General features: G+C 69.8%; 25 protein-coding genes and 1 tRNA gene. 7 read left to right on the top strand and 19 right to left on the bottom strand.

Features of this window, described 5'->3' with window-relative positions; genetic code table 11:
• Positions 1–4: 4 nt before the first annotated feature.
• The 3 genes from HZS54_RS21230 to HZS54_RS21220 all read right to left on the bottom strand — a co-directional run bounded on the left by HZS54_RS21230 (position 5) and on the right by HZS54_RS21220 (position 2,800).
• On the bottom strand, positions 5–157 hold the full coding sequence (locus tag HZS54_RS21230) for a rubrerythrin-like domain-containing protein (protein WP_179919103.1): 153 nt from the start codon (positions 155–157) through the stop codon (positions 5–7).
• A gap of 145 nt (positions 158–302) precedes the next feature.
• Positions 303–2,573 (bottom strand): CDC48 family AAA ATPase, encoded by a 2,271-nt coding sequence (locus HZS54_RS21225; RefSeq protein ID WP_179919102.1) that lies wholly within the window; start codon positions 2,571–2,573, stop codon positions 303–305.
• On the bottom strand, positions 2,570–2,800 hold the full coding sequence (locus HZS54_RS21220; RefSeq protein WP_179919101.1) for a DUF7127 family protein: 231 nt from the start codon (positions 2,798–2,800) through the stop codon (positions 2,570–2,572). The genes HZS54_RS21225 and HZS54_RS21220 overlap by 4 nt, the downstream gene beginning before the upstream one ends.
• Before the next feature lie 179 nt (positions 2,801–2,979).
• Here HZS54_RS21220 and HZS54_RS21215 point away from each other — a divergent pair, with 179 nt between their 5' ends.
• Complete coding sequence (locus tag HZS54_RS21215; RefSeq protein ID WP_179919100.1) at positions 2,980–3,765, top strand: alpha/beta fold hydrolase; 786 nt, start codon at positions 2,980–2,982, stop codon at positions 3,763–3,765.
• Positions 3,766–3,844: 79 nt separating this feature from the next.
• Positions 3,845–4,078: a DUF5822 domain-containing protein gene (locus HZS54_RS21210; RefSeq protein WP_179919099.1), complete on the top strand. Its 234-nt coding sequence runs from the start codon at positions 3,845–3,847 to the stop codon at positions 4,076–4,078.
• Positions 4,079–4,086: 8 nt separating this feature from the next.
• On the opposite strand, the gene HZS54_RS21205 is transcribed toward HZS54_RS21210, so the two are convergent.
• From HZS54_RS21205 to HZS54_RS21195, 3 genes are all read right to left on the bottom strand, one after another.
• Complete coding sequence (locus HZS54_RS21205) at positions 4,087–4,614, bottom strand: HAD family hydrolase (protein WP_179919098.1); 528 nt, start codon at positions 4,612–4,614, stop codon at positions 4,087–4,089.
• A gap of 87 nt (positions 4,615–4,701) precedes the next feature.
• The gene (locus HZS54_RS21200; protein WP_179919097.1) at positions 4,702–5,838 is read right to left on the bottom strand and encodes an acyl-CoA dehydrogenase family protein; all 1,137 of its coding nucleotides are present in this window, start codon (positions 5,836–5,838) and stop codon (positions 4,702–4,704) included.
• 128 nt (positions 5,839–5,966) lie between these two features.
• Entirely contained in the window at positions 5,967–6,464 is a 498-nt protein-coding gene (locus HZS54_RS21195; protein WP_179919096.1) for a helix-turn-helix domain-containing protein, read from the bottom strand.
• Positions 6,465–6,687: 223 nt separating this feature from the next.
• On the opposite strand from HZS54_RS21195, the gene HZS54_RS21190 reads away from it, so the two are divergent.
• Positions 6,688–6,772: transfer RNA gene (locus HZS54_RS21190), tRNA-Leu, on the top strand.
• Between the two features lie 108 nt (positions 6,773–6,880).
• Here the strand turns inward: HZS54_RS21190 and HZS54_RS21185 are convergent.
• The 5 genes from HZS54_RS21185 to HZS54_RS21165 all read right to left on the bottom strand — a co-directional run bounded on the left by HZS54_RS21185 (position 6,881) and on the right by HZS54_RS21165 (position 11,271).
• Complete coding sequence (locus HZS54_RS21185; protein WP_179919095.1) at positions 6,881–8,140, bottom strand: MFS transporter; 1,260 nt, start codon at positions 8,138–8,140, stop codon at positions 6,881–6,883.
• 171 nt (positions 8,141–8,311) lie between these two features.
• The gene (locus HZS54_RS21180) at positions 8,312–9,802 is read right to left on the bottom strand and encodes a DUF4397 domain-containing protein (protein WP_179919094.1); all 1,491 of its coding nucleotides are present in this window, start codon (positions 9,800–9,802) and stop codon (positions 8,312–8,314) included.
• Positions 9,803–9,942: 140 nt separating this feature from the next.
• Complete coding sequence (locus HZS54_RS21175) at positions 9,943–10,245, bottom strand: DUF8036 family membrane protein (RefSeq protein WP_179908906.1); 303 nt, start codon at positions 10,243–10,245, stop codon at positions 9,943–9,945.
• Between the two features lie 55 nt (positions 10,246–10,300).
• Positions 10,301–10,576, bottom strand: a complete 276-nt coding sequence (locus HZS54_RS21170; protein WP_179919093.1) for an ArsR/SmtB family transcription factor — start codon at positions 10,574–10,576, stop codon at positions 10,301–10,303.
• Between the two features lie 107 nt (positions 10,577–10,683).
• Positions 10,684–11,271: a response regulator transcription factor gene (locus HZS54_RS21165; protein ID WP_179919092.1), complete on the bottom strand. Its 588-nt coding sequence runs from the start codon at positions 11,269–11,271 to the stop codon at positions 10,684–10,686.
• A 463-nt stretch (positions 11,272–11,734) separates the two neighbouring features.
• On the opposite strand from HZS54_RS21165, the gene HZS54_RS21160 reads away from it, so the two are divergent.
• Positions 11,735–11,926, top strand: coding sequence for a XapX domain-containing protein (locus tag HZS54_RS21160; protein WP_179919091.1), 192 nt, complete (start codon positions 11,735–11,737; stop codon positions 11,924–11,926).
• Between the two features lie 42 nt (positions 11,927–11,968).
• Here the strand turns inward: HZS54_RS21160 and purF are convergent, their stop codons facing one another.
• From purF to HZS54_RS21125, 7 genes are all read right to left on the bottom strand, one after another.
• Positions 11,969–13,396: an amidophosphoribosyltransferase gene (gene purF, locus HZS54_RS21155; RefSeq protein ID WP_179919090.1), complete on the bottom strand. Its 1,428-nt coding sequence runs from the start codon at positions 13,394–13,396 to the stop codon at positions 11,969–11,971.
• 3 nt (positions 13,397–13,399) lie between these two features.
• Entirely contained in the window at positions 13,400–13,573 is a 174-nt protein-coding gene (locus tag HZS54_RS21150; protein WP_179919089.1) for a 50S ribosomal protein L37e, read from the bottom strand.
• The gene (locus tag HZS54_RS21145; protein WP_006884058.1) at positions 13,570–13,755 is read right to left on the bottom strand and encodes an LSM domain-containing protein; all 186 of its coding nucleotides are present in this window, start codon (positions 13,753–13,755) and stop codon (positions 13,570–13,572) included. The genes HZS54_RS21150 and HZS54_RS21145 overlap by 4 nt, the downstream gene beginning before the upstream one ends.
• 90 nt (positions 13,756–13,845) lie before the next feature.
• Positions 13,846–14,913, bottom strand: coding sequence for a M20/M25/M40 family metallo-hydrolase (locus HZS54_RS21140; protein WP_179919088.1), 1,068 nt, complete (start codon positions 14,911–14,913; stop codon positions 13,846–13,848).
• 67 nt (positions 14,914–14,980) lie between these two features.
• On the bottom strand, positions 14,981–16,105 hold the full coding sequence (locus HZS54_RS21135) for a Gfo/Idh/MocA family protein (protein WP_179919087.1): 1,125 nt from the start codon (positions 16,103–16,105) through the stop codon (positions 14,981–14,983).
• Between the two features lie 126 nt (positions 16,106–16,231).
• Positions 16,232–16,696 (bottom strand): hypothetical protein, encoded by a 465-nt coding sequence (locus tag HZS54_RS21130; RefSeq protein WP_179919086.1) that lies wholly within the window; start codon positions 16,694–16,696, stop codon positions 16,232–16,234.
• Positions 16,693–18,087 (bottom strand): cryptochrome/photolyase family protein, encoded by a 1,395-nt coding sequence (locus HZS54_RS21125; RefSeq protein WP_179919085.1) that lies wholly within the window; start codon positions 18,085–18,087, stop codon positions 16,693–16,695. Before HZS54_RS21125 ends, HZS54_RS21130 begins: the two co-directional genes overlap by 4 nt.
• A gap of 112 nt (positions 18,088–18,199) precedes the next feature.
• Here HZS54_RS21125 and HZS54_RS21120 point away from each other — a divergent pair, with 112 nt between their 5' ends.
• Positions 18,200–18,703, top strand: coding sequence for a hypothetical protein (locus tag HZS54_RS21120; protein WP_179919084.1), 504 nt, complete (start codon positions 18,200–18,202; stop codon positions 18,701–18,703).
• A gap of 12 nt (positions 18,704–18,715) precedes the next feature.
• On the opposite strand, the gene HZS54_RS21115 is transcribed toward HZS54_RS21120, so the two are convergent.
• Entirely contained in the window at positions 18,716–19,891 is a 1,176-nt protein-coding gene (locus HZS54_RS21115) for an enolase C-terminal domain-like protein (RefSeq protein WP_179919083.1), read from the bottom strand.
• A 126-nt stretch (positions 19,892–20,017) separates the two neighbouring features.
• Here HZS54_RS21115 and HZS54_RS21110 point away from each other — a divergent pair, with 126 nt between their 5' ends.
• Both HZS54_RS21110 and HZS54_RS21105 read left to right on the top strand, forming a co-directional pair.
• Complete coding sequence (locus HZS54_RS21110) at positions 20,018–20,329, top strand: hypothetical protein (RefSeq protein ID WP_179919082.1); 312 nt, start codon at positions 20,018–20,020, stop codon at positions 20,327–20,329.
• Between the two features lie 50 nt (positions 20,330–20,379).
• Positions 20,380–21,330 carry a zinc-dependent metalloprotease gene (locus HZS54_RS21105; protein WP_179919081.1) on the top strand — a complete coding sequence of 317 codons (951 nt, stop codon included), beginning with the start codon at positions 20,380–20,382 and terminating at the stop codon, positions 21,328–21,330.
• Positions 21,331–21,346: the final 16 nt, after the last annotated feature.

The following is a 21,346-nucleotide window of genomic DNA, read 5'->3' as shown; positions in this document are numbered from 1 at the left end:
ACGCTCACTCCAGCGACATCGCGCGGTTCTGGAACTCTCCGTCGCAGTCCGGGCAGCCCCCCGGATGCGACTCCGCCTCCACGATCGTCCCGCAACCGAGGCACTCGTAGTTCGATTTCGTCTCCGCGTCGTCGGCGATGTCCTGATGATGGGGCACGTCAGGAGCGACGGCCTGGACTAATATAGTATTAAGTATTTAGGGTATATTAACACATATTAATACGGGGTACGACGCTTCGGGGCCGTCGCTGGTCGGTCGAGCCGTCGAAAAAACGCCGTCGCAGGGGGAGTCGGTCCGCGCCCTACTGGAAGGTGCGGCCGAGTTCGTCGGTGCCGGTCTCGGCTTCGGCGGTGTCGAACCGCTCTTCGATCTCCTCGTACTGCTCGCGAGTGTCCGCGTCGACGCTGGGGCCGACCTCGCCGAGCGCGTGCTCGAAGTGGTCCATCGTGACCTTCACGTTGCCGACGGAGTCGCCGATGTCCTCGGGGTCGACGCTCGCGAGGAACTCGCGGGTCGCGGCCATCGACGCCTCGCGGGTGACCGCCTCGATGTCGGCGCCGACGTAGCCGTCCGTGCGGGCCGCCAGGTCGTCCAGGTCGACGCCCTCGGCGAGCGGCTTGTCGCGGGTGTGGACCTCGAAGATCTTCCGGCGGCCCTCCTCGTCCGGGACCGGCACGTGGACGTGCCTGTCCAGGCGACCGGGCCGCAGCAGCGCGCTGTCGATGAGGTCCGGGCGGTTCGTCGTCGCGATGACGACCACGTCCTCCAGCTCTTCGAGGCCGTCCAGCTCGGTCAGCAGCTGGGAGACGACGCGCTCACCGACGCCGGAGTCGGTGCTCGACCCGCCGCGTTCGCCGGCGATGGAGTCGATCTCGTCGAAGAACACCACGGTGGGTGCGTTCGCGCGAGCCTTCTCGAAGACCTCGCGGACGCCCTTCTCGGACTCGCCCACGAACTTGTTCAGCAGTTCGGGGCCCTTGATCGAGATGAAGTTCGACTGGGCCTCGTTGGCGATGGCCTTGGCGAGCAGGGTCTTCCCGGTGCCGGGCGGGCCGTACATCAGCACGCCCTTGGCGGCGTCCATGTCCATGGCCTCGAACACCTCGGGGTAGTCCAGCGGCCACTGGATCGTCTCGCGCAGCCGTTCCTTGGTGTCTTCGAGCCCGCCGACCTGGTCCCAGGTCACGTCGGGCACCTCGACGAACACCTCGCGCAGGGCCGAGGGCTCGATGCCCTTCAGCGCCTGCTTGAAGTCGTCCTCCGTGACTTCCAGGTGTTCGAGCACCTCGGCGTCGATCTGGTCCGATTCGAGGTCGAGTTCCGGCCGGATGCGGCGCAGTGCGTTCATCGCCGACTCCTTGGCCAGCGATTCGAGGTCCGCGCCGACGAAGCCGTGCGTGCTCTCGGCGTACTGGTCGAGGTCGATCCCCTCCACCAGGGGCATCCCGCGGGTGTGGACCTGCAGGATCTCCTTGCGACCGTTCTTGTCGGGGACGCCGATCTCGATCTCGCGGTCGAAGCGACCGCCGCGGCGCAGCGCCGGGTCGACGGCGTCGACGCGGTTGGTCGCGCCGATGACGATGACCTGGCCGCGCGACTCCAGCCCGTCCATCAGGCTCAGGAGTTGCGCGACGACGCGCCGTTCCACGTCGCCCTGGGTCTCACCGCGCTTGGGCGCGATGGAGTCGATCTCGTCGATGAAGACGATCGCGGGGGAGTTCTCCTCGGCCTCGTCGAAGATCTCGCGGAGCTGCTCCTCGCTCTCCCCGTAGTACTTCGACATGATCTCCGGCCCGGAGATGTCGGTGAAGTACGCGTCGATCTCGTTGGCGACCGCTTTCGCCATGAGCGTCTTCCCGGTGCCGGGCGGGCCGTGGAGCAGGACGCCCTTCGGCGGCTCGATGCCGAGCGTCTCGAACAGCTCGGGGTGGCGCATCGGCAGCTCGATCATCTCGCGGACCTGTTCGAGCTCGTCGTCCAGGCCGCCGATGTCCTCGTAGGTGATGTCGGGCGTGCCGCCCTCGGGGGCGCCGGGGGCGCCGCCGGTGATCTGCTCGGCGGGCTCCTCGGCCACGTCGACCTCCGTCGAGTCCGTCACGACGACGGTGCCCGAGGGCTCGGTGCCCGCGATCTTCAGCGGGATCTTCTGGCCGCTCATCGACGAGAGCGGACCGAGTCCGAAGCTAACGGGGACGGTCTGGCCCTCGGTGACGGCCTGGCCGCTGAGGTTGTTTCGGATCATCGGGCCGACGTTGCCGCGAACCCGGAGGTTCTGCGGGAGCGCGACGCTGACCCGGCTGGCCGGGTTCACGTCCGCCTTCTCGACGTCGACGTTGTCGTCGATGCCCACGTCGGCCTCCTGGCGGAGGCGGCCGTCGATGCGGATGACGCCGCGGCCCTCGTCCTCGGGGTAGCCCGGCCAGACGCGCGCGACCGCGCGGGTGCCGTCGCCGCCCTCGATGACGATGTAGTCGCCGTTCTCCAGGTCGAGCTCCGACATCGCCGCGCGGTCGATGGCGGCGAGTCCGCGCCCCGCGTCCTTCTGCTTGAGGGGCTTGACAGTGAGTCTCATTGGCTCACCTCGATAGTGAGGACGCCGTTGCGGATAAACGCTCGCGCGTCACCCGAAAGCTCCAGGTCATACTGCTCTCCGTCCACGACGACGATGACCGCGTCGTCGAGCACGTCGACCGAGGCGTTCCGGCCGGGGCCGAGGTCCGCCGCCAGCACCGTCTGCTCGTCGTCGTACTCGTAGCGCCGCAGGCCGACGTCGTCGGCCAGCTGTTGGGTTCCGGTCATACTAACTCAGAGTTAGCGCGATAACTATATAAATCTATCGCCTATTTACCCCCGTACGTGGCTGTTTCGACACCGATCGGTACAATTGCGGTTCACACTGACAGGCGTCTGGGGGTTTGGGACGGGGCGACGGCCGCCGCCGTCGCCGCGGCTTTGAGGCGGGCGGCCCAACGGCCGGTATGGAGACGGTTCGCCACGACGGCCGGGAGACGGCCTATCGGACCGCCGGTGACCGGGATTCGGGAGCCGGCGCGGCGGTACTGTACGTCCACGGCAGCGGCGCGACCCACCGGCTGTGGGCCGCCCAGTACGGGCCGGACGGCCCCGCTCACCCAGCCGCCGCCCTCGATCTGAGCGGCCACGGCGACTCCGAGGACGTGGCGACCGATCCGGGTCCCGAGACCCTCGACGCGTACGCGCGAGACGTGGTCGCTGTAGCGGAGGAGACCGGCGCGGACGCGCTCGTCGGCAACTCCCTGGGCGGCGCCGTCGTCCTCCGCGTGGCGCTCGACGCGGAGTTCGACCCGGGAGCGCTCGTGCTGGCCGGGACCGGCGCGAAACTCGCCGTCGGCGAGGACCTGCGGGAGTGGCTCGCCGAGGACTTCGACCGCGCCGTCGACTTCCTTCACGGGGAGAATCGACTGTTCCACGACGCCGACGAGCGGACGCTCGACCGGTCGCGGTCCCAGCTGCGGGCCACCGGCCGGGCGGTCACCCGCCGGGACTTCCTGACCTGCCACGCCTTCGACGTTCGCGAGCGCCTCGATGAGGTCGACGCCCCCGCACTGGCCGTCGTCGGCGAGCACGACTCGTTGACCCCGCCCTCGTCCCACGAGTTCCTCGCCGACGGGCTTCCGAACTGCGAGTACGTCGAGATCCCCGACGCCGCCCACCTCTCGATGGCCGAACGACCGGACGCGTTCGGCCGCGCGGTCGGTCGGTTCCTCGGCTCGGTCGACGACTGAGCCGCGGGTTCGAGGGCCGGGCGCGCCGACCGCGGGCGAAAACAGGGGACTCAAGGCGGCGTCGCCGAAAGGCCCGTACATGCCGGCGCGCGTCGAGCGAACGGACCCGGACGGCATCGACTACGGGCGGGTCATGCAGCTCACTTTCGTCGCCACGATCGTCGCGGGAGCGCCGCTGGTGGCCATGCTCTCGCTCGCCGTCGAGCTGACGACGTGGACCGAACGCGCGCTGTTCGCCGTCCGCGTGGGCGCCGTCGTCTGGATCGTCACCGCCCTGTCCGTCTATCTCTACGAGCGCCGAGTCAACGGGTGAGGACGCGCTCAGGCGCGGTCTTCGACCCACTGGAAGTCGAGCCCGGCGGCGACGGCGGCCTCCCTGTCTGAGTCCGAGTCACCGACGAACAGCGCCGAGTCGGGCTCTGCGCCCAGCAGGTCCACGGCGTGGGCGAGCGGCTCGGGGTCGGGTTTGACCGTCTCGTGGGAGTCGCGGCCGACGACCGCGTCGACGTGGCGGTCGATGCCGTGGAGTTCCAGCGCGATCCGGCAGGCCGACTCGCAGTTGAGCGAGCAGACGCCCACCGGGACCGAGTGGGGTAGCGCGTCCGCGAGCGCGAGCCGACGGGCGCTGCGGGCGCCGTCGCGTTCGAACTCCGCGATGGCGTCGTCGACGCGGTCGAGCAGCCCGTTCGCCGCCGCGAGCTCGCGCATTGTCCAGATGTCCGCGTCCGACACGTCGTGGCCGCGCGCCCGCAGGATCGCCGCGCACCGCTCGGCGACATCCCCCCAGTCCACGTCGAGGCGAACCAGCGTCCCGTCGAGATCGTAGACGATGGCGTCGTACTCCGTCACGGTCCACGGTAGGGATCGAGCCAGCAAATGCGTGTCGACCGGGGACGGTCCCGGTATCACGTCGCCGGGCGAGTGACGAACCGCCGACTACTCGCCCAGCAGGTCCCGCGCGACGATGTTCTTCTGGATCTGGCTGGTCCCCTCGTAGATGGTCGTCACCTTCGCGTCGCGGTAGAGCCGCTCGACCGGGAAGTCCGACGTGTAGCCGTAGTCGCCGTGGATCTGGACGGCCTCGTTCGTCACGTCCACCGCCGCCTCGCTCGCGAAGTACTTCGCGACGCTCGCGGCCGTGCGGGCGCTCTCCCCGCGGTCCTGGGCGGCCGCGGCCTCGTGGGTCAGTGCCCGCGCGGCCCGCACGTTCGTCTCCATGTCTGCCAGTTTGTGCCGGATCGTCTGGATGTCGGCGATGGGACGGTCGAACTGCTCGCGCTCGCCGGCGTAGGCGACCGCCTCGTCCAGCGCCGACTGGGCCAGCCCGACCGACTGGGCGGCGATGCCGATCCGACCGCCGGTCAGGATCGAGAAGGCCGCCGCCAGCCCGCGACCGGGCTCGGTCAGCCGGTACCGCGCCGGGACCTCGACCCCGTCGAAGACCAGTCCCGTCGTGTCGCTCGCCCGGAGGCCGAGTTTGTTCTCCTTCTTCCCGACCTCCAGCCCGTCGGCCTCGGCCGGGACGAGGAACTGCGTCACCGACTCGGGGTCCGTTGGGTCGGTCTTCGCGAAGACGACGTAGACGCCGGCGCGCTCGCCGTTGGTGATCCACTGCTTCTCGCCGTCGAGGACGTACGCGTCGCCGCCGTCGACGGCGCGAGCGGTCGTCGACATCTCGGCGGGGTTCGAGCCGGCCTCCGGTTCCGAGAGCGCGAACGCGCCGACGGGGCGGCCGTCGACCATCTCCGGCAGCCACTCCTCGCGGACCGACTCGTCGCCGAACTCCGCGATGCAGGAGGTGGCGAGGCAGTGGACCGACAGCGCGGTCGCGACGGCCAGCGACCCGTAGGCGACTTCCTCGTTGACGACCGCGTAGGTCAGCCGGTCGGCGTCGAACCCGCCGTAGGACTCGGGGACGGTCAACCCCGTCAGGTCCAGGTCGGCCAGCCCGTCCCAGGCGTCCTCGGGGAACTCGCTCTCGCGGTCCGCTTCGGCCGCGACCGGCCGGATCTCCGACTCGGCGAACTCCCGGACGGCCTCGCGGATCGCCGCCTGCGTGGACGATAACTCCATGGGACGCTGTTGGGTCAGCTGCGGCAAAAGTTGCGCGGCCGGTGGAGCCCCGCGCCGGCCGACCGCGTGGCGCTCCGCAACGGCCGACCGGCGCGGTGCTCCGGAGCGACCGGTGGCGCGGAGCGACCCTACTCCCCGTCGACCAGCCGAACGTCCAGCTCCGCTTCCAGGGCGCCGATGAGCGACCCGCCGACGTTCGCCTGGGTCGCTCGGCCCTGTTCGACGGCCAGCACGTCCGACTCGTCGGCGCCGACGGCCTCGGCGAGCTCCCCGGTCTGCAGCCCGGCGTCCTGACGGGCTTCGACGAGGACCTCCCCGTAGTCGCCGACGAGGTACGGGAGCTGGTCGTCGTCGTAGTCGGCGCCGTCCTCCCAGTGAGAGGCGTCCGCCTGCGCGGCGTCCTGCATGCGCGCCGTGTTCTGTGCCGCCTGTCGCTTCCGGTCGCCGCCGTCGCCGCCGTCGTCGGACCCCCCGCTCGGCGTCTCGTCGTGCTGGGCGCACTCCGAGCAGACGCTGAGCGTCGCCCCTGCGACGCTCGCGGTCTGCAGATCCACGTTCTCCGCGCCGCAGAGTTCGCAACTGTCGCTGGCGCTGGAGCCGGCGCCACCGGTCGAGTACTTGGCCATGCTGGGGGGTAGTGGAGCCCCCCTATTTGAATGGCCCGTTTTCCCTCGTCGGGATGACCTGACAGTCCACCCGAACTGTCGTGCCGGACCGACCCCCAGTCGGACCCGGTCGTCCGGGCCCGATCGGCCCGTGCGGTCGACCCCCACCGAGCGGCGAAACCGACAGTGATTTTAATGCCCCTCGGGAATGAACGAATGCGGAAAACCGCAAGAGCAGACGAGTGCGTGGGTAGCCAAGCCAGGCCAACGGCGCAGCGTTGAGGGCGCTGTCCCGTAGGGGTCCGCCGGTTCAAATCCGGTCCCACGCACTACCAGTCCGCCCACGGCGGACGACAGTGCAGGTGCATCCCTCAGGGACTGCACCCACGCAAACTTCCTACCGAAGCCGACCGCCGAGCGACGGCCGCGTCGGCCGATCACTCACCGCGGACGACCAGCGACAGCGCCAGCGCGAGCGCCACCGCCGCGAAGCCGGCGAGCACCGCGAACAGCAGTCGCGTCGAGCCGTAGGTGAGCACCCAGCCGGTGACGGAGGCGCCGAGCGCGCCGATCCCGAAGATGGCGAGGTAGGTGTAGCCGAAGGAGAGCCCCCGGTGTTCGGGTGGGGAGTACTTCGCGATGGTCGCCTGGGTGAGCGGCTGCATCCCGAACAGGGTGAAGCCGAGGGCGACGCTGACCGCGAGCAACGCCGGGAGCGACCCCGAGGCGGGGACGAACGCGAGGGCGATGGCGACGAGCGAACTCAGCGCGATCACGAGCCCTCGCTCCGGCGCGACGGCGTCGGTGAGCCGACCGCCGACGTACTGGCCGCCGATACCGACGGCGAGCAGGCCGGCGTAGAGGTACCGCGAGCGGTCGAACTCCCCGGCGGCCGGCCCCTCCGAGAGCGGGCCCGGGGCGGGGGCGCTCGCGCCGACCAGCGGTTCGAGGAAGTCGCTCAGCAGGCCCGGGAGGAAAGTGAGCATCCCGCGGTAGTACAGCCCGTTGAACAGCACGAGCGCAAAGACGGTCAGGAAGCCGACGGTGAACACGGCCCGGGAGGCCGTCAGGAACTCCGAGAGCGACCCGATGTCGGTCTCGGGCGCGTCGCCGCCGTCGGCGGCGGCACCGCCCCCGACCGCCGCGGTCTCGTCGAACTCCACGCGGAGGCCGACGACCGTCGCGACGAGCGCGGGGACCGCCAGCGCGGCGACGGCGACCCGCCAGTCGCCGACGACGAGCAGGAGCGCGGTGAGGAAGGGGCCGGCGACGATCCCGGCGTTACCGGCCATCCCGTGATAGGCGAAGGCGGCGCCGCGCTCCTCGACGCCCTTGCTGATGAGCGTCAGGCCGGCGGGGTGGTAGACGCTGGCGGCGGTCCCCCACAGCGCGAGGGCGACGGCGATACCGACGACGCCCGGCAGGACGCTCAACAGCAGGAAGGCGAGCCCCATCCCGAGCGTGCAGCCGACGACGAGCGCGCGGGAGCCGAAGCGGTCGACGAGCACCCCCGCGGGCAGCGCGCCGACGCCGAACAGCCCGTAGCCGACCGCGACGACGGTGCCGAGGGTGGCGGAGGTGACCGGGAACTCGACGAGCCAGACGGTCAGCAGGATCGGCACCGCCAGCTCGTAGGTGTGGACCAGCCCGTGACCGGCCATCGCGAAGCCGGTGATCGCGCGGTCGTTGCGATTCATCGCGCCCGCGGCCCTCCGTCGGTTCGCGTCTCCATCTCACGTCGGATCGACGGGCGCCCCTTTCAATGCGATTTCCGTTCGAAACACGAGGCCGAGAGCGGTCCGAACTTGTGGTCCCGAAGCGGACGCAGCGGTTCGTGACGGGATCCCGGCGAGCGTGCCCGCCCCCGGTCAGTAGCTCGCGTCCTGGACGACGTTGAGATCGAAACTCTCGTCGGCCGGTTCGTCGTCGGGCGTCAGGTACCCCTGAGCGAAGGCGGTGTAGACGGTCCCGCCGTTCAGGGACACGTCGTAGTCGGCGACGACGTCGCCGTCGTTGCTCTCGGTGTCGCCGCGGATCTGGACGGTGTAGTCGTTGGCATCGACGGTGGTGTAGCCCGACTCGCCGAACGCGACCCCGTCGAACAGCACCGCGTCGCCGCCGGCGGCGGTCACGTCGACCGCGGGCGCGTCGGGCGACCCGTGGACGACGCGCAGCCGGGCCATGTTCCCGCCGGGGTCGCTGTTGTCGTCTTCGAGGACGAGCGGCTGGAACTCCGTGTCTTCGCTCGTCAGCTCACCGGCGGCGACGATCGTGTAATCGCCGGTGCCGACCGTGACGGCCCCCTCGAAGGCGACCGTGTCGGCGTCGCCGGCGGCGGTGATGGTGACGGTCCGCTCGCCCGTGGGCACCGAGAGGTAGTCGCTGACGGCGCCGAAGGGCACGTCCGAGAGGACCTCGCCGTCGTCGACGTACACGTCGACGTTCGGCGCGTCGGGGGACATGTGCGCGACCCGGAGGGAGCCGGTCTCGACCAGCCCGCCGCCGCCCGCTCCCGAGTCGACGGCGAACGTCAGGTCGAAGGGGGCCTCGGCGTCCTCGTCGTCGGGCGTGAGGTAGCCGCCGGCGAAGCCGGTGTAGACGGTCCCGCCGGTCAGTTCGACCGTGAACTCGGCGACCACGTCGCCGTCGTTGGAGTCGGTGTCGCCGCGGACTCCGAGCGTGTAGGTCCCTGCGGGCACCTCGACGTAGCCGGACTCCCCGAACGGAACGCCGTCGAACAGGACGGTGTCGCCGCCGGCGGCCGTCACGTCGACCGCCGGCGCGTCGGGCGACGCGTGGACGAGGCGGACTCGGGCCATGTCGTCGCCGACCTCGCTGTTGTCGTCTTCGAGGATCAGCGGCCGGAACTCGCTGTCCTCGCTGGACAGTTCGCCGATCGCGGCGATGGTGTAGTCGGTGTCGGCCTCCACGGTCACCTCGCCCTCGAAGGCGACCGTGTCGGCGTCGCCGGCGGCGGTGATCGTGACCACGTGCGTGCCCGCGGGCAGTTCCAGGTAGTCGCTGACCGCGCGGAAGGGCACGTCCGAGAGCACCTCGTCGTCGTTCACGTACACGTCGACGTTCGGCGCGTCGGGCGAGAAGTGGGCGACGCGGACGTTCGCGTTGCCCCCCATCCCCGAGTCGGTCTCCGTCTCGGAGTCCATGGCGTCGGTGTCGGTCTCCATCCCGCCGTCCATGGCGTCGGTGTCGGTGTCCATTCCCCCGTCCATCGCATCGGTCTCCTCGCCGTCGTCGGCTTCGGTGTCGGTAGACCCCCCGTCGGAGCCACAGCCCGCGAGACCGACTGCGGCCGATGCGCCGAGCGCTGCGAGCAGGTCGCGTCGCGTCTTGCGTGTCATCGCTAGGGTCGCAGGAAACGAGCGACGTGAAGGTTGTCCGACGTGACACCGTAGCCTCGCCCGGGAGTCACCCAATTTCGTTCGGACTCCGTGTCGAATCGGGTCTCGGGAGAGGGCGGCCGAGGTTCCGACGGGACGCGTCAGTCCCAGGTGACCCAGGCGAGAAAGAGGATGGCGGCGAGTTCGAGGATCTGGACGAACGTCATGGCGCGGCCGGCGACGGGGGCGGCCGAGCGCAAGAGCGTCGCCACCTGCGGGTCGATCACGTAGTAGTAGACCGACAGGCAGTTCTCGGCGAGCAACAGGAGCCCGAAGACGAGCAGTCCCAGCGGATGCTTCGACCGGAACTCCAGGTAGTTGCGGGCCCAGATGCCGACGAGCGCGACCAGCAGGACGACGTTCAGGGTCGCGGCCGCGCTCGCGGCGTCCAGCCAGAGACTCATCCGTTCCTCCGTTGTTCGCGCCGCCGAATATACGTGTTCCTAATTTCGACCATACTCACTCGACCCGTTCGAAGATCTCCTCGACGGTTCCCCAGTTGGCCCGGACGCGGTCGCTCGGCAGGTAGACGGCCCCGTAGTCGTCGCCGCTCTTGTCGACGATGTCGTTGTCCAGCAACACGTCGAGGTGGTGCCTGACGGTCTTGTAGTCCAGATCGAGGTCGTCGGCCAGCTGGTTCGCGTTGCGGGGCCGCTCGTCGATCGCCTGGAGGATCCTGACCCGGTTGCGCCCCCCGCGCGTCCCGGTGAGCACGTACCACAGGGTCCCCTCCATTACCAGTCCGCTACGGAGCGGACGCCGTAAGCGTACCGGAGTCGGCGGCGTTGAGCCGGCGCGTCACCGGCGTCGACGCCGACGCGCCCGCTGAACTCCGCCGCGGCTCACTGCGAGAGCGCGTCGGTCTCGCTCGTGTCGACGACGTCCGGCGCCTCGCCGGTGACGGCCTCTTCGAGTCGCTCGGTCTCGATCCCGAGCGACTCCCGCTTTTCCGCCAGTCGCTCCTCGACGCGACGGTAGGCCTCGCTGTCGGCGAGCTCCGCTTCGTCGTGGGTGACCTCGAGCGTCGCCTTCTTCGAGGCGAGCGCGAGGAACCGCCTGAGCGGGTCGTCGTAGGTGGCCCGACGCCGCATCTCCTCGACGACTGCGATCAGCTCCGACCGACCGACCGGCTTGACGACGTACTCGTCGAACGGCAGGTCGACGACGTCGACCGTCGGTTCTACCGCCGTCACCATCACGACCCGACAGTCGAGGGCTCGGTCCTCGATACGGGCGAGCACCTCGTCGCCCGACAGCCCGGGCATCCGCCGGTCGAGCAGGACCACCTCGACCGCGGGGCCGAGCGCGTCCAGCGCCGCCTCGCCGCCGTAGACGACCTCGACCGCGAACTCGTCGGCGAGGAACGCCGCGTACGTGTCCGCGATGACCCGGTTGTCGTCGACGACCAGTACCGTCGGCTCCCCCGTCATCGCCGACCCCTCTCCCCGAACCCCCTCGCTCCGCCCTCGTGCGGTCTCTCGGGTCTCATCGGTCGATCGTTCGCCGGTTCTCGCAAATAGGTTGTCCCCTCGTTCACAGAATTGATATCTGGGACCGGGACCGAAACTCCGTCTAGAACGCCCCAGAACCAGATATCTGCGTTTTCCCAGGATAAATATAATACTAAAAACCAACCAAAATCAGATTCAATATTTGCTGCGAAATCTTTATCATGCACCGGGGTCTATCGGTAGATGCGGCACCAGTTTGGTGCCAACCCACCCACCCACCCCCACACCCACCCCACCTTTCTGCGGGAGTTACCGTCCGAGCGACGGCGCCGTCGACCTGCAACGACAGCACCGACGAGCGACGGCGTCTCGGCGAGCGTCGCGCGCGGCTGGCCAGCATCGTGTCGAAACCCCTGAGTAGCGAGTCGCTGTACGGGGTGATATGGTATCGGCAGCTACCGCCGCTCTCGCCCTGCTGACCGGGTTTCTAACCGGTGCGGTCTTTCGATTCCTGAACGTTCCGATCCCCGCCCCGCCGAACGCGGCCGGAATCCTCGGGATCGTCGGGATCTACCTGGGGTACGTCGTCCTCGACCACTTCGACGTGGGCGTCGACCTGCTCAGTTACATCTAACGGGGAGGAAAGCGCGGCGACGAGCGGAAACCGGGCGAGCGGTCAGTCGTCGGCCGAGGAGTGGCCGACGGCCGGCCGCTCGACCTCGCGGTCGGTCTGCTCGCCCTCGATATCGTAGGGGTACTCGCCGGTGACACAGCCCAGACAGAGGTTCGAGTCGGACGTGCCCAGCGCGTCGGCGATGGCCCCGATGGAGAGATAGGACAGGGAGTCGGCCTTGATCTCCTCGCGGATCTCGTCGACGGACTTGTCCGCCGCGATGAGTTCCTCGCGGCTCGCCATGTCGATGCCCATGTAACAGGGCGCGACGATCGGCGGCGCGCCGATGCGGACGTGGACCTCCTCGGCGCCGGCCTCGTAGAGCAACTCGACGAGCTGGGAGGATGTCGTCCCGCGGACGATGGAGTCGTCGATGACGGTGACGGTCTTGCCCTCCACCGTGCTCTTGATCGGGTTAAGCTTCAGCCGGACGGCCCGCTCGCGCTCGTCCTGGGTCGGCATGATGAACGTCCGGCCGACGTAGCGGTTCTTCATCAGCCCCTCGGCGAAGTCGACGCCCTCGGGCGCCGCGTCGGCGTAGCCCGAGGCGAACGCCCGCCCCGAGTCGGGGACCGGCATCACCACGTCGGTCTCGATGCCCGACTCCTCCCAGAGCGCGCCGCCCAGGTCCCGGCGCACCTCGTAGACGAGTTCGTCGTCGATGACCGAGTCCGGGCGGGCGAAGTAGACGTGCTCGAAGAAACAGTGGGCGGTCTGCTCGGTCTCGACGAGCTGGTAGGTGTCGAAGCCGCTGCCGTCGTCGTGGAGGACGACCAGTTCGCCCGGCCGCACGTCGCGGACGAGTTCGCCGTCCAGCGTGTCGATGGCCGCGCTCTCGGAGGCCAGCACGTAGCCGTCGTCGAGTTCGCCGATACACAGCGGCCGGTTGCCCTGCGGGTCACGGACGCCGAGAACCGTCTCGTCGTGGGTAATCGTCAGCGAGTACGAACCGTGGATGCGGCTCATCGTCCGCTTGACAGCCCGCACGAGGTCCTCTTCGAGCAGATTGCGGGCGAGGTCGTGAGCGATGACCTCGGTGTCGCCGTCGGAGGTGAAGGCGTGGCCGAGCGCGGCGAGTTCCTCGCGGATCTCGTCGGTGTTGATGAGGTTCCCGTTGTGCGCGAGGCCGAGCGACCCGCTCTTGAACGAGACGGAGAACGGCTGGGCACAGCAGTTGTTGACCGACCCCGACGTGGGGTACCGGACGTGGCCGATGCCGTTCGACCCGTTCAGCGAGTCCAGGTCGCCCTCGTCGAACGCGTCGCCGACCAGTCCCATCTCGACGTGTTCGTACTGCTGGAAGCCGTCGTGGGTGACGATCCCGGCCGACTCCTGGCCGCGGTGCTGGAGGGCGTAGAGCGAATAGTAGAGGGGGCGGGCGACGTCGCGATCGGCGGTAGAGATGCCGACAACGCCGCACTTCTCGTGCATTCCTTACTCGCCCGCTTTGTCCTGCCAGGCGTAGTCCCGTCGCTTGGCCGACTTGCCGAACCCGCAGGACGCACAGACTTTGTTCTTGACGTGATACGATTTCTCACCGCACCGGCGACACTTGACGTGTGTCGTGGTGTTCTTCTTCCCCTGACTCGGGGTTCCTGCACCAGTCATGGGTTGATCGAGACGACGTTGTCGCCGCGTATAATCGTTGTGTCTTGGTCGTCCTCGAGGACCAGATTCATGTGCTGGTCGTACCCAGAGAGGTCGCCGACGTACTCCTCGCCGCCCTTCAGACGAACCGTGACCTCCTCGCCGAGCGACGCCTCCAGCACGTCCAGCGGTCGTCCACTCATACCCAGACTGCCTGCCGTCGCGTGCATAAACGTACCGCTTGCCCAATCGCCCCGCAGACGGGCCCACTCCCCGATGTGCCCCGGTCGCGCTCAGATGTCCACGCCGAACGGGGCGTGGGCGTCCGCCGCGGCGCCCACGGCGCCCAGCAGGTCCGCCGTCGCGTCCAGGTCGTCGGCGTCGATCACTTCGACCGGCGTGTGCATGTACCGGTTGGGCAGCCCGAGGTTCAGCGCCGGCGTCCCGCCCCGTGCGGTGTAGAAGGCGTCCGCGTCCGTGCCGGTCCGCGTCCCCGTCGCCTGGAGCTGTACGTCGATCCCCTCGCCGTCGGCCACCTCGCGCACGGCCGCCACGAGCGCCGGGTGGTTCGCGCTCCCGCGGGCGACCACGGGCCCCTCGCCGAGTTCGACGCCGGTCGACTTCTCCCCCGGAACGCCCGGCGAGTCCGTCGCGTGGGTCACGTCGCAGGCGACCACCGCGTCGGGGTCCAGGTCGAACCCGACCATCTGCGCGCCTCGGAGCCCGACCTCCTCCTGGACCGTGCTGACCGCGTACACCGTCGCCGCCGCCCCGGCCTCGACGGCCCGGCGCAGCCCCTCGGCGGCCGCCCAGATACCGACCCGGTTGTCCATCCCGCGGGCGGTCAGCCGCCCGTCCTCCAGTTCACGGACGCGCTGGGCGAAGGTGACCGGGTCGCCGACCTCGACGAGGTCCTCGGCCGTCTCGCCGTCTTCGACGCCGATGTCGACGTGCTGTTCGGCGATGTCCGGAGCCGAGTCGTCGTCGGCGTCCCGCAGGTGGATCGCCGTCTGCCCGACGACCCCTTCGACGGGGCCGTCGTCGGTGTGGACGGTGACGTGCTGGCCCTGGACGACCGTCTTGTCCGACCCGCCGACGCGGCCGATCGTCAGGAAGCCGTCGTCGGTGACCTCCCGGACGACGAACCCGATCTCGTCGCCGTGGCCGGCGAAGGCGACCGACGCGTCGGTGTCCGCGTCGCCCTCGTGGACGGCGACCGCGTTGCCGTACTCGTCGACGCGCACCTCGTCGGCGAACGATTCGACGTAGTCGACCCAGACCCGCTGGCCCGGTACCTCGTAGCCCGACGGGCTCGCCGTCGAGAGCAGATCCTCCAGAAACGCCCTGTGGTCTCGCTCCATGCGGTCCCGTTCGTGCGAACGTGCTTGAATCGCACGTCTGGCGGCCGACCGACCGGGGACGACGGCCTCACCACGACGTGATCTCGGCGTCGCGCAGCGGGCGGTCGAGCGGGACCGACACCTGCCCGCCGGTGTAATGGGAGAGGTAGAACCCGACGATGATCTCCAGCGAGCGGGTCGCTTCCCGACCGGTCGAGCGGTTCTCCGCGGTCCCGTCCAGCAGTTCCTCCACGTGGCGGGCGGCGTTGGGGAACGCCCGCTCGTAGTCGTCGTCCCACGTCCAGGCGCCCTCGATGCCGTGCTCGGCGAGGTCCTCCTCGACGTGGTCGCCCTCTTCCAGCCGCCAGTAGCGCCACTCGCCGTCGTCGTTGTTGAGGTAGAGTTTGCCCTCCGTTCCGACGAACTGCATCGTCATCGACGAATCGGCCCGCGGGATCGTGCAGTCGACGGTCGCGAACGTGCCGTCGTCCATGACGACGAACCCGCCGCCGCCGGCGTCGTCAACGGTCGGCCCCTCGCCGGAGCCGTCGTCGGCCTCCAGCGAGTCGACGGCCTCGTTCTCGCCGGTGATGTGCCCGGAGACGCGCTCGGCCCGGGCGTCCAGCAGCGAGACGAGCATGTCCAGCAGGTGCGTCGAGTTCCGCAGCAGCTCCATCCGGAACTGCATCGACACCGAGTGTACGTCCCCGAGGATCCCCTCCTCGCGAACGAGTTCGCGCAGCCGCTCCTGTTTCTCCGTGAACCGGAACGAGTGGTTGACGAGCAGCTCGGTGTCGGTCTCCTCGCACACGTCGACCATCTCCTCGGCGCCCGTGACCGAGGCGGCGACGGGTTTCTCGCACCAGATCACGTCCGGGTCCGCCGCCGACCGGGCCGCGTCGACGACGTGGTCGCGGTGGAGAAAGGAGGGGGTACACACCGAGACGGCGTCGAGATCCTCGGCGTCGAGCATGGCCTCGTGTCCGACGTAGCGCCGCTCGGGCGGGATCTCCCACGCCTCGCCGAAGCGGTCGAGCTTGTCCTCGTCCACGTCGGTGACAGCGACGAGTTCGACGCCGTCGGTCGCCGCGTAGCCGCCGGCGTGGCTGGCCGTGAACTTCTTCTCGCCGATGTCCTCCTCGTCGTGCATCCCGAGGATGCCGAGGCCGGCGATGCCCCCGGCCCCGACGATGCCCGCGCGATAGGTCGTCATGGCTACCGCATCACCCGGCGGGGACTTGGCTGTTGCCCGACGCCCGTTCCCGTGGTCGCCTCCCGGTGACCCGTCCCCGTGGCCGCCTCCCGGCGACCCGTCCCCGCGGCCGTTCCCCGGCAGTCGTCAGCCCGAATCGCCGCGGTCGGTCAGGTCGGACAGGGTCGTCGCGGCGTTCAGATCCGCGACCGTGCAGTACCAGGCACCGCGCAGCCCGCGCAGGTCGTTCTCGACCGGGTCGGCCAGCGGTTCGAGACCGGCCAGTTCGAAGACGACGACGGCGTCGGTGTCGACGAACGGGTCGATCGTCGCCGTCCAGTCGCGCGCCGAGAGCGGTCCGGGCTCGTCGCGGCGCTGGTCGACCCGCTCGGTCACGCGAGCGACGTGCGTGACGGCCGAGACGGGCGCCGTGCGGTAGAACGCCACGAACTCGAACGGTTCGTCGGTCCGGTCGTACGAGGCCGGCGCCGGGTAGAACCCCTCGCGACAGCGCTCGAACGTCGCCGGCCGCGTCGCGACGACGCAGACGCGGGCGTCCGCCGGTGCGTCGGCGAACACCGGACCCTCGCCCGGCCCCTCCCCGCCAGTCATCGCTTCCCCAGCGCCCGTTCGAAGACCCGCTGGGCGCGCTCGTAGGCCGCGTCCCGGTCGACGATCGGGTCCGGGTACTCCGGCGCGAGCCGCTCGCGCTCGTCGGGCGGGAGGGTCGGCCAGTCGACCACCTCCCCCGCCGGTACGTCCCGCAGTTCCGGGACGTACGCCTTCACGAACCGCGCCTCGTCGTCGTACTTGCTCGCCTGCGCGACGGGGTCGAAGATGCGCACGTCCACCGAGTCGATGCCCGTCGAGGCGATCCACTGCCAGTTCCCCGCGTTAGACGCGGGGTCGTGGTCGACCAGCTGCTCGGCGAAGTGTCGCCGTCCCTTCCGCCAGTCGACCAGCAGATGCTTCGTGAGGAAGGAAGCGACGACCTGGCGCGGCCGGTTGTGGACGTACCCCTCCTCGCGCAGTTGGCGCATGCCCGCGTCGACCAGCGGATAGCCCGTCTCGCCGCGCTTCCAGGCGTCGAACTCGTCGGCGTCGTCGCGCCACTCGATCTCGTTGGGGATCGACTTGTAGTTCTTCGTCGGCAGGTCGGGGTCGCAGTACAGCAGGTGGTACTGCTGTTCCCGCCAGGTGAGTTCGTCGAGGTACTTCCAGACCTGGTCGCACTCCTCGCCCGTCGCCGCCTCGCGGCGCTCGCTCGCGTCCGCCCACACCTCGCGGACCCCGATCATGCCCGCCGCGAGGTACGGCGACATGCGCGAGACCGCGAGGGTCGGAGCCTCGACCGCCCGCGCGAGGTCGTCCCGACTGGCGCGGTAGCTGTCGATACCGTTCGCGAGAAAGTCGTCGTACCGCTCGCGAGCGGCTCGATAGCCGGCTGCGGGGAGTTCGATGTCGGCCGTCGGCTCCTCCGGGACCGTCCCGGGGTCGACACCGTCGGGGGATGCGAGGTCCTCGGCGTCGGGCGCCGGCGCGAGCGGCTCCTTCGGGACCGCCTGCCAGGCGTCGCGGAACCGGCCGTGGTTCGGGTAGCGCTCGTCCAGTCGAGCGGGGTCGACGAGCACCAGATCCGTCTCGCCGGCGGTCGCCAGACCGGCGTCGGCGCAGGCGGCGTCGACCTCGTTCTGCCGGTCGCGCCGTTCCGGCCGGTAGTGCTCGTTGTAGACGACGGCCTCGGCGCCGAACTCCTCGGCCAGTTCCGGGAGCACGTCGCTCGGACGGCCCTCGCGGACGATCAGGTCGCTCCCCAGGTCGCGGTAGGACTCGCGCAGGCGGCGGACGCCGCGCAGGAAGAAGGCGCGCTGTCGGTCCCCCAGGCGGTCGAGCAGGTCGGTGTCGCGGACGAACACGGAGACGACCGGGCCATCCGCCGCGGCGGTCGCCAGCCCGCGGTTGTCCCGGACGCGTAGATCCCGCCGGTGCCAGAACAGGCGCATGGCGACCGCTCGGGACGACGGCGGCTTAGTGGCTTCGACGGGGCCGGCGGGGACGGAGCCGGTCGATGCCTGGACGGGGAAGGTATTTGTCGGTCCGGCGGAACTATCGGGCGTGCTCCGCGCGCTCGCGAGAGGCGGTGTGGTCGTTGTCCCGCTCGTGGTCGTCGGGTTCGTCCTAGTGGGCTTCTGGCCGACGACCATCCAGCCGGTCGACGACACCCTGGCGATCGACCACGCGCCCGACGACTACGGCCCGGCCCACTACTACCCGGAGAACGACACGGTCCGCTTCTGGGTGTCGGGCAGTGGCAACGAGCGGGCGTTCGAACCGTTCGAGGTGTACGCCTGCTGGTCCGGGAAGGACGCCGCTACGGACCGACTCCGGGAGTTGCTCGACGCCCGGTTCACCACCGGCGACAGCGGCGTCCGGTTTACGGGCGGTTTCGACCGCGTCGTCGTCCGCGACGTACCGCTGACCGGCCCCACCCGCCGGGCGCTCCGCCACAGCCTTCCCGACCGGGTGAACGTCTCCGTCGAGATGTTCGACCGGACAGCGAAGTGTTCGTTCCCGGTCGAGATCAGGCGTCCGACGGGCGATCGACCACAGCCGGGCTAGCGACCCGTCGGACTACTCGTAGACGTGGACGCTCCCGGTCGCGTTCGCTTCGATGTAGTCCCAGTCGTAGTCGACGCCGAGGCCGGGGCCGTCGGGGACGGGGACTGTGCCCTCGTCGTCGACGCTGTCGAGCTGGTCCTCGTAGTCGCCGGCGTACACCGGCGGCGTCGTGTTGGGCGCGTCGGGGTGGACCAGCGCCATCTCGTAGTAGTTGCTATTTCTGGTGGCGGCGATGCAGTGTCGCTGTGCGGGACCCGGCGCGTGGAACTCCACGTCGAGACCGTGGCCCTCGGCGACACGGGCGCGCTTCATCGCGCCGGTGATGCCGCCGTCGTACTCCGGATCGGCGCGGACGAAGTCGGTCGCCTCGGCGTCGATGAAGTCCGTGAACGGTTCGAGCCCGCGGACGTGTTCGGTCTGGAGGATGGGGGTGTCGAGCTGCTGGCGAAGCTTGCGGTGGGCGTGCTGGGAGACTCCCCCGTCGCGGTAGGGGTCCTCGTACCAGAAGAATTCCTGTTCGTCCAGCGCGCGACCGAGCTTGACGGCGTCGGCCAGCGTCTCCAGCTCGCAGGCGGGGTCGTGCATCAGGTCCATCTCGTCGCCGACGCGGTCGCCGACGGCGTGGACGGCGTCGAGCTCCCGTGTCAGGTCCCGGGAGCCGTCGCTGCCGCCCCAGCCGTGGATCTTGAAGCCGGGGTAGCCCAGGTCGAGACACTCCTCGGCGAAGTCCGCGAAGTCCTCGGGGGTTTCGAGGCCGCCGTTCTCGTCGCCGTGGTACGTCGAGGCGTAGGCGGGGATGCGCTCGCGGTAGGTGCCGAGCAGCTCGTGGATCGGCGCGTCGTGGTACTTGCCGGCGAAGTCCCACAGCGCGATGTCGACGGGGCCGATGCCCATGCGGTCGTACTTGCGCAGGGCGCGCTTGATCTCCGACCAGTGTTTCTCGCGGGCGAGGGGGTTCTTCCCGACGAGGTAGTCGGCGAAGGTGTTGATCTGGGCGGCGCCGGGGGAGTTGCCGCCGACGTACTCGCCGGTGATCCCCTCGTCGGTGTGGACGGTGACGGCGAATAGCTTCCGCTCGACGCTCTCGCCCGGTTCGTAGACGAGGTTGAACCCGTGGTGGTCGGTCCCCATCTCGGGGATCTCGTAGGCGAACTCGACGCTCTCTATCTTCGTGATCTCCGGGGCCATACGCTCGCCTCGGCGGCCACCCCAAAGAAGTGCCGGGTGTCGGCGGGACGCGCCGGGGGACGAACGATCGACGAGGCCGCAGTCGCCGGGGAAACCCCTTTCCGGCCGGTCGTCGAACCAAGCCCCATGGCGAAGTTCACCCTTCTGGAAGTCCACCTCGACGGCGCCGAGTTCACCGCGAACGCACCGTACAGCAGCGGCGAGGCCGACGAAGACGCCGGGATCGACCTCCCGTTCGGCGAGGACGAGGGCGACGAGGCGACCGAGTCGACGACCGACGGCGGCGGGGCCAACCCGTTCGGCATCGTCTTCGCGTTCGTCGGGCTCGTCCTCGGGGTCGTCGCGCTCCGACGGATCCTCGGCGGGTCCGGCGAGCCGGTCCTCGAAACGGGCGACTCGGGGGAGGCCGAGAGCGGCGGGCTGCGAGCGCGGCTCTAACCTCCCGGGGCGGGGAGAAGGCCTATCCCGTCGGATGACGTGGGTCAGGTATGGGACTGTACGAGAGCGTCCGGGCGGTCACGACGGCGTCGGGCGACGGGCCGGTCGACTGGACCGCCGTCGGAGACGCCGCGAAGGCCTCGACCGACCCCGGATCGATCGCGCTCACGTCCGAGGAGGAGGCCGCCTACGCCGCGGACGTTCGCGACGCGCGCGACCGCGTCCGCTCGGTCGGCGCGGTCGAGTTCGACCTGCCCGAGGTCGTCGAGATCCAGACCCGCCACCACTGGATCGACGCCAACGTCGCCACCTTCGAGCGGGTGATGCGCCCGCTGGAGGAGCAGGTGACGATGTTCCCCGGCGCCAGCCGCGTGGTCAACACCGGGACCATGAGCGTCGCGCTCGCCTTCCTCGGCAACAACGTCCTCGGCCAGTACGACCCCCTGCTGCTCGCCGAGGGCGACGACCACGCGCTGTACTTCGTCCACCCGAACATCGAGAAGGTCGCCGACGCCCTCGACGCCGACTTCGACCGGTTCCGCCGCTGGATCGCCTTCCACGAGGTGGCCCACGCCGCGGAGTTCGGCGCCGCGCCCTGGCTCTCGGACCACCTCGAATCGACGATGGAGGGCGCCGTCGCGGCGCTCGGCGAGGGGAGCCTCGACCGGGAGGCGCTGAAAGACCTCGACACGACGATGACCGCCGTCGAGGGCTACGCCGAACTCGTCATGGACCGCGCGTTCGACGACGAGTACGCCGACCTCCGCGAGAAGGTCGAGGCCCGCCGCCGCGGTCGCGGTCCCCTCTCGCGCGTGATGCGCCGCCTGCTCGGCCTCGGCATGAAACGGCGCCAGTACGAGCGCGGGAAGGCCTTCTTCGACGCCGTCGCAGACGAGCGCGGCGTCGCCGGCGCCTCCGCGGTCTGGGAGTCGCCCGAGACTCTCCCGACCGACGCCGAACTCGACGACCCGACGCTGTGGCTCGCTCGCGTCGCGGAGTAACTCGCAGAAACCGGTT

The organism is Halosimplex pelagicum (assembly GCF_013415905.1).
GTDB lineage: Archaea > Halobacteriota > Halobacteria > Halobacteriales > Haloarculaceae > Halosimplex > Halosimplex pelagicum.
Note: the sequence above shows the minus strand (reverse complement) of the source record. Positions and strands in the feature narration are given on the sequence as shown.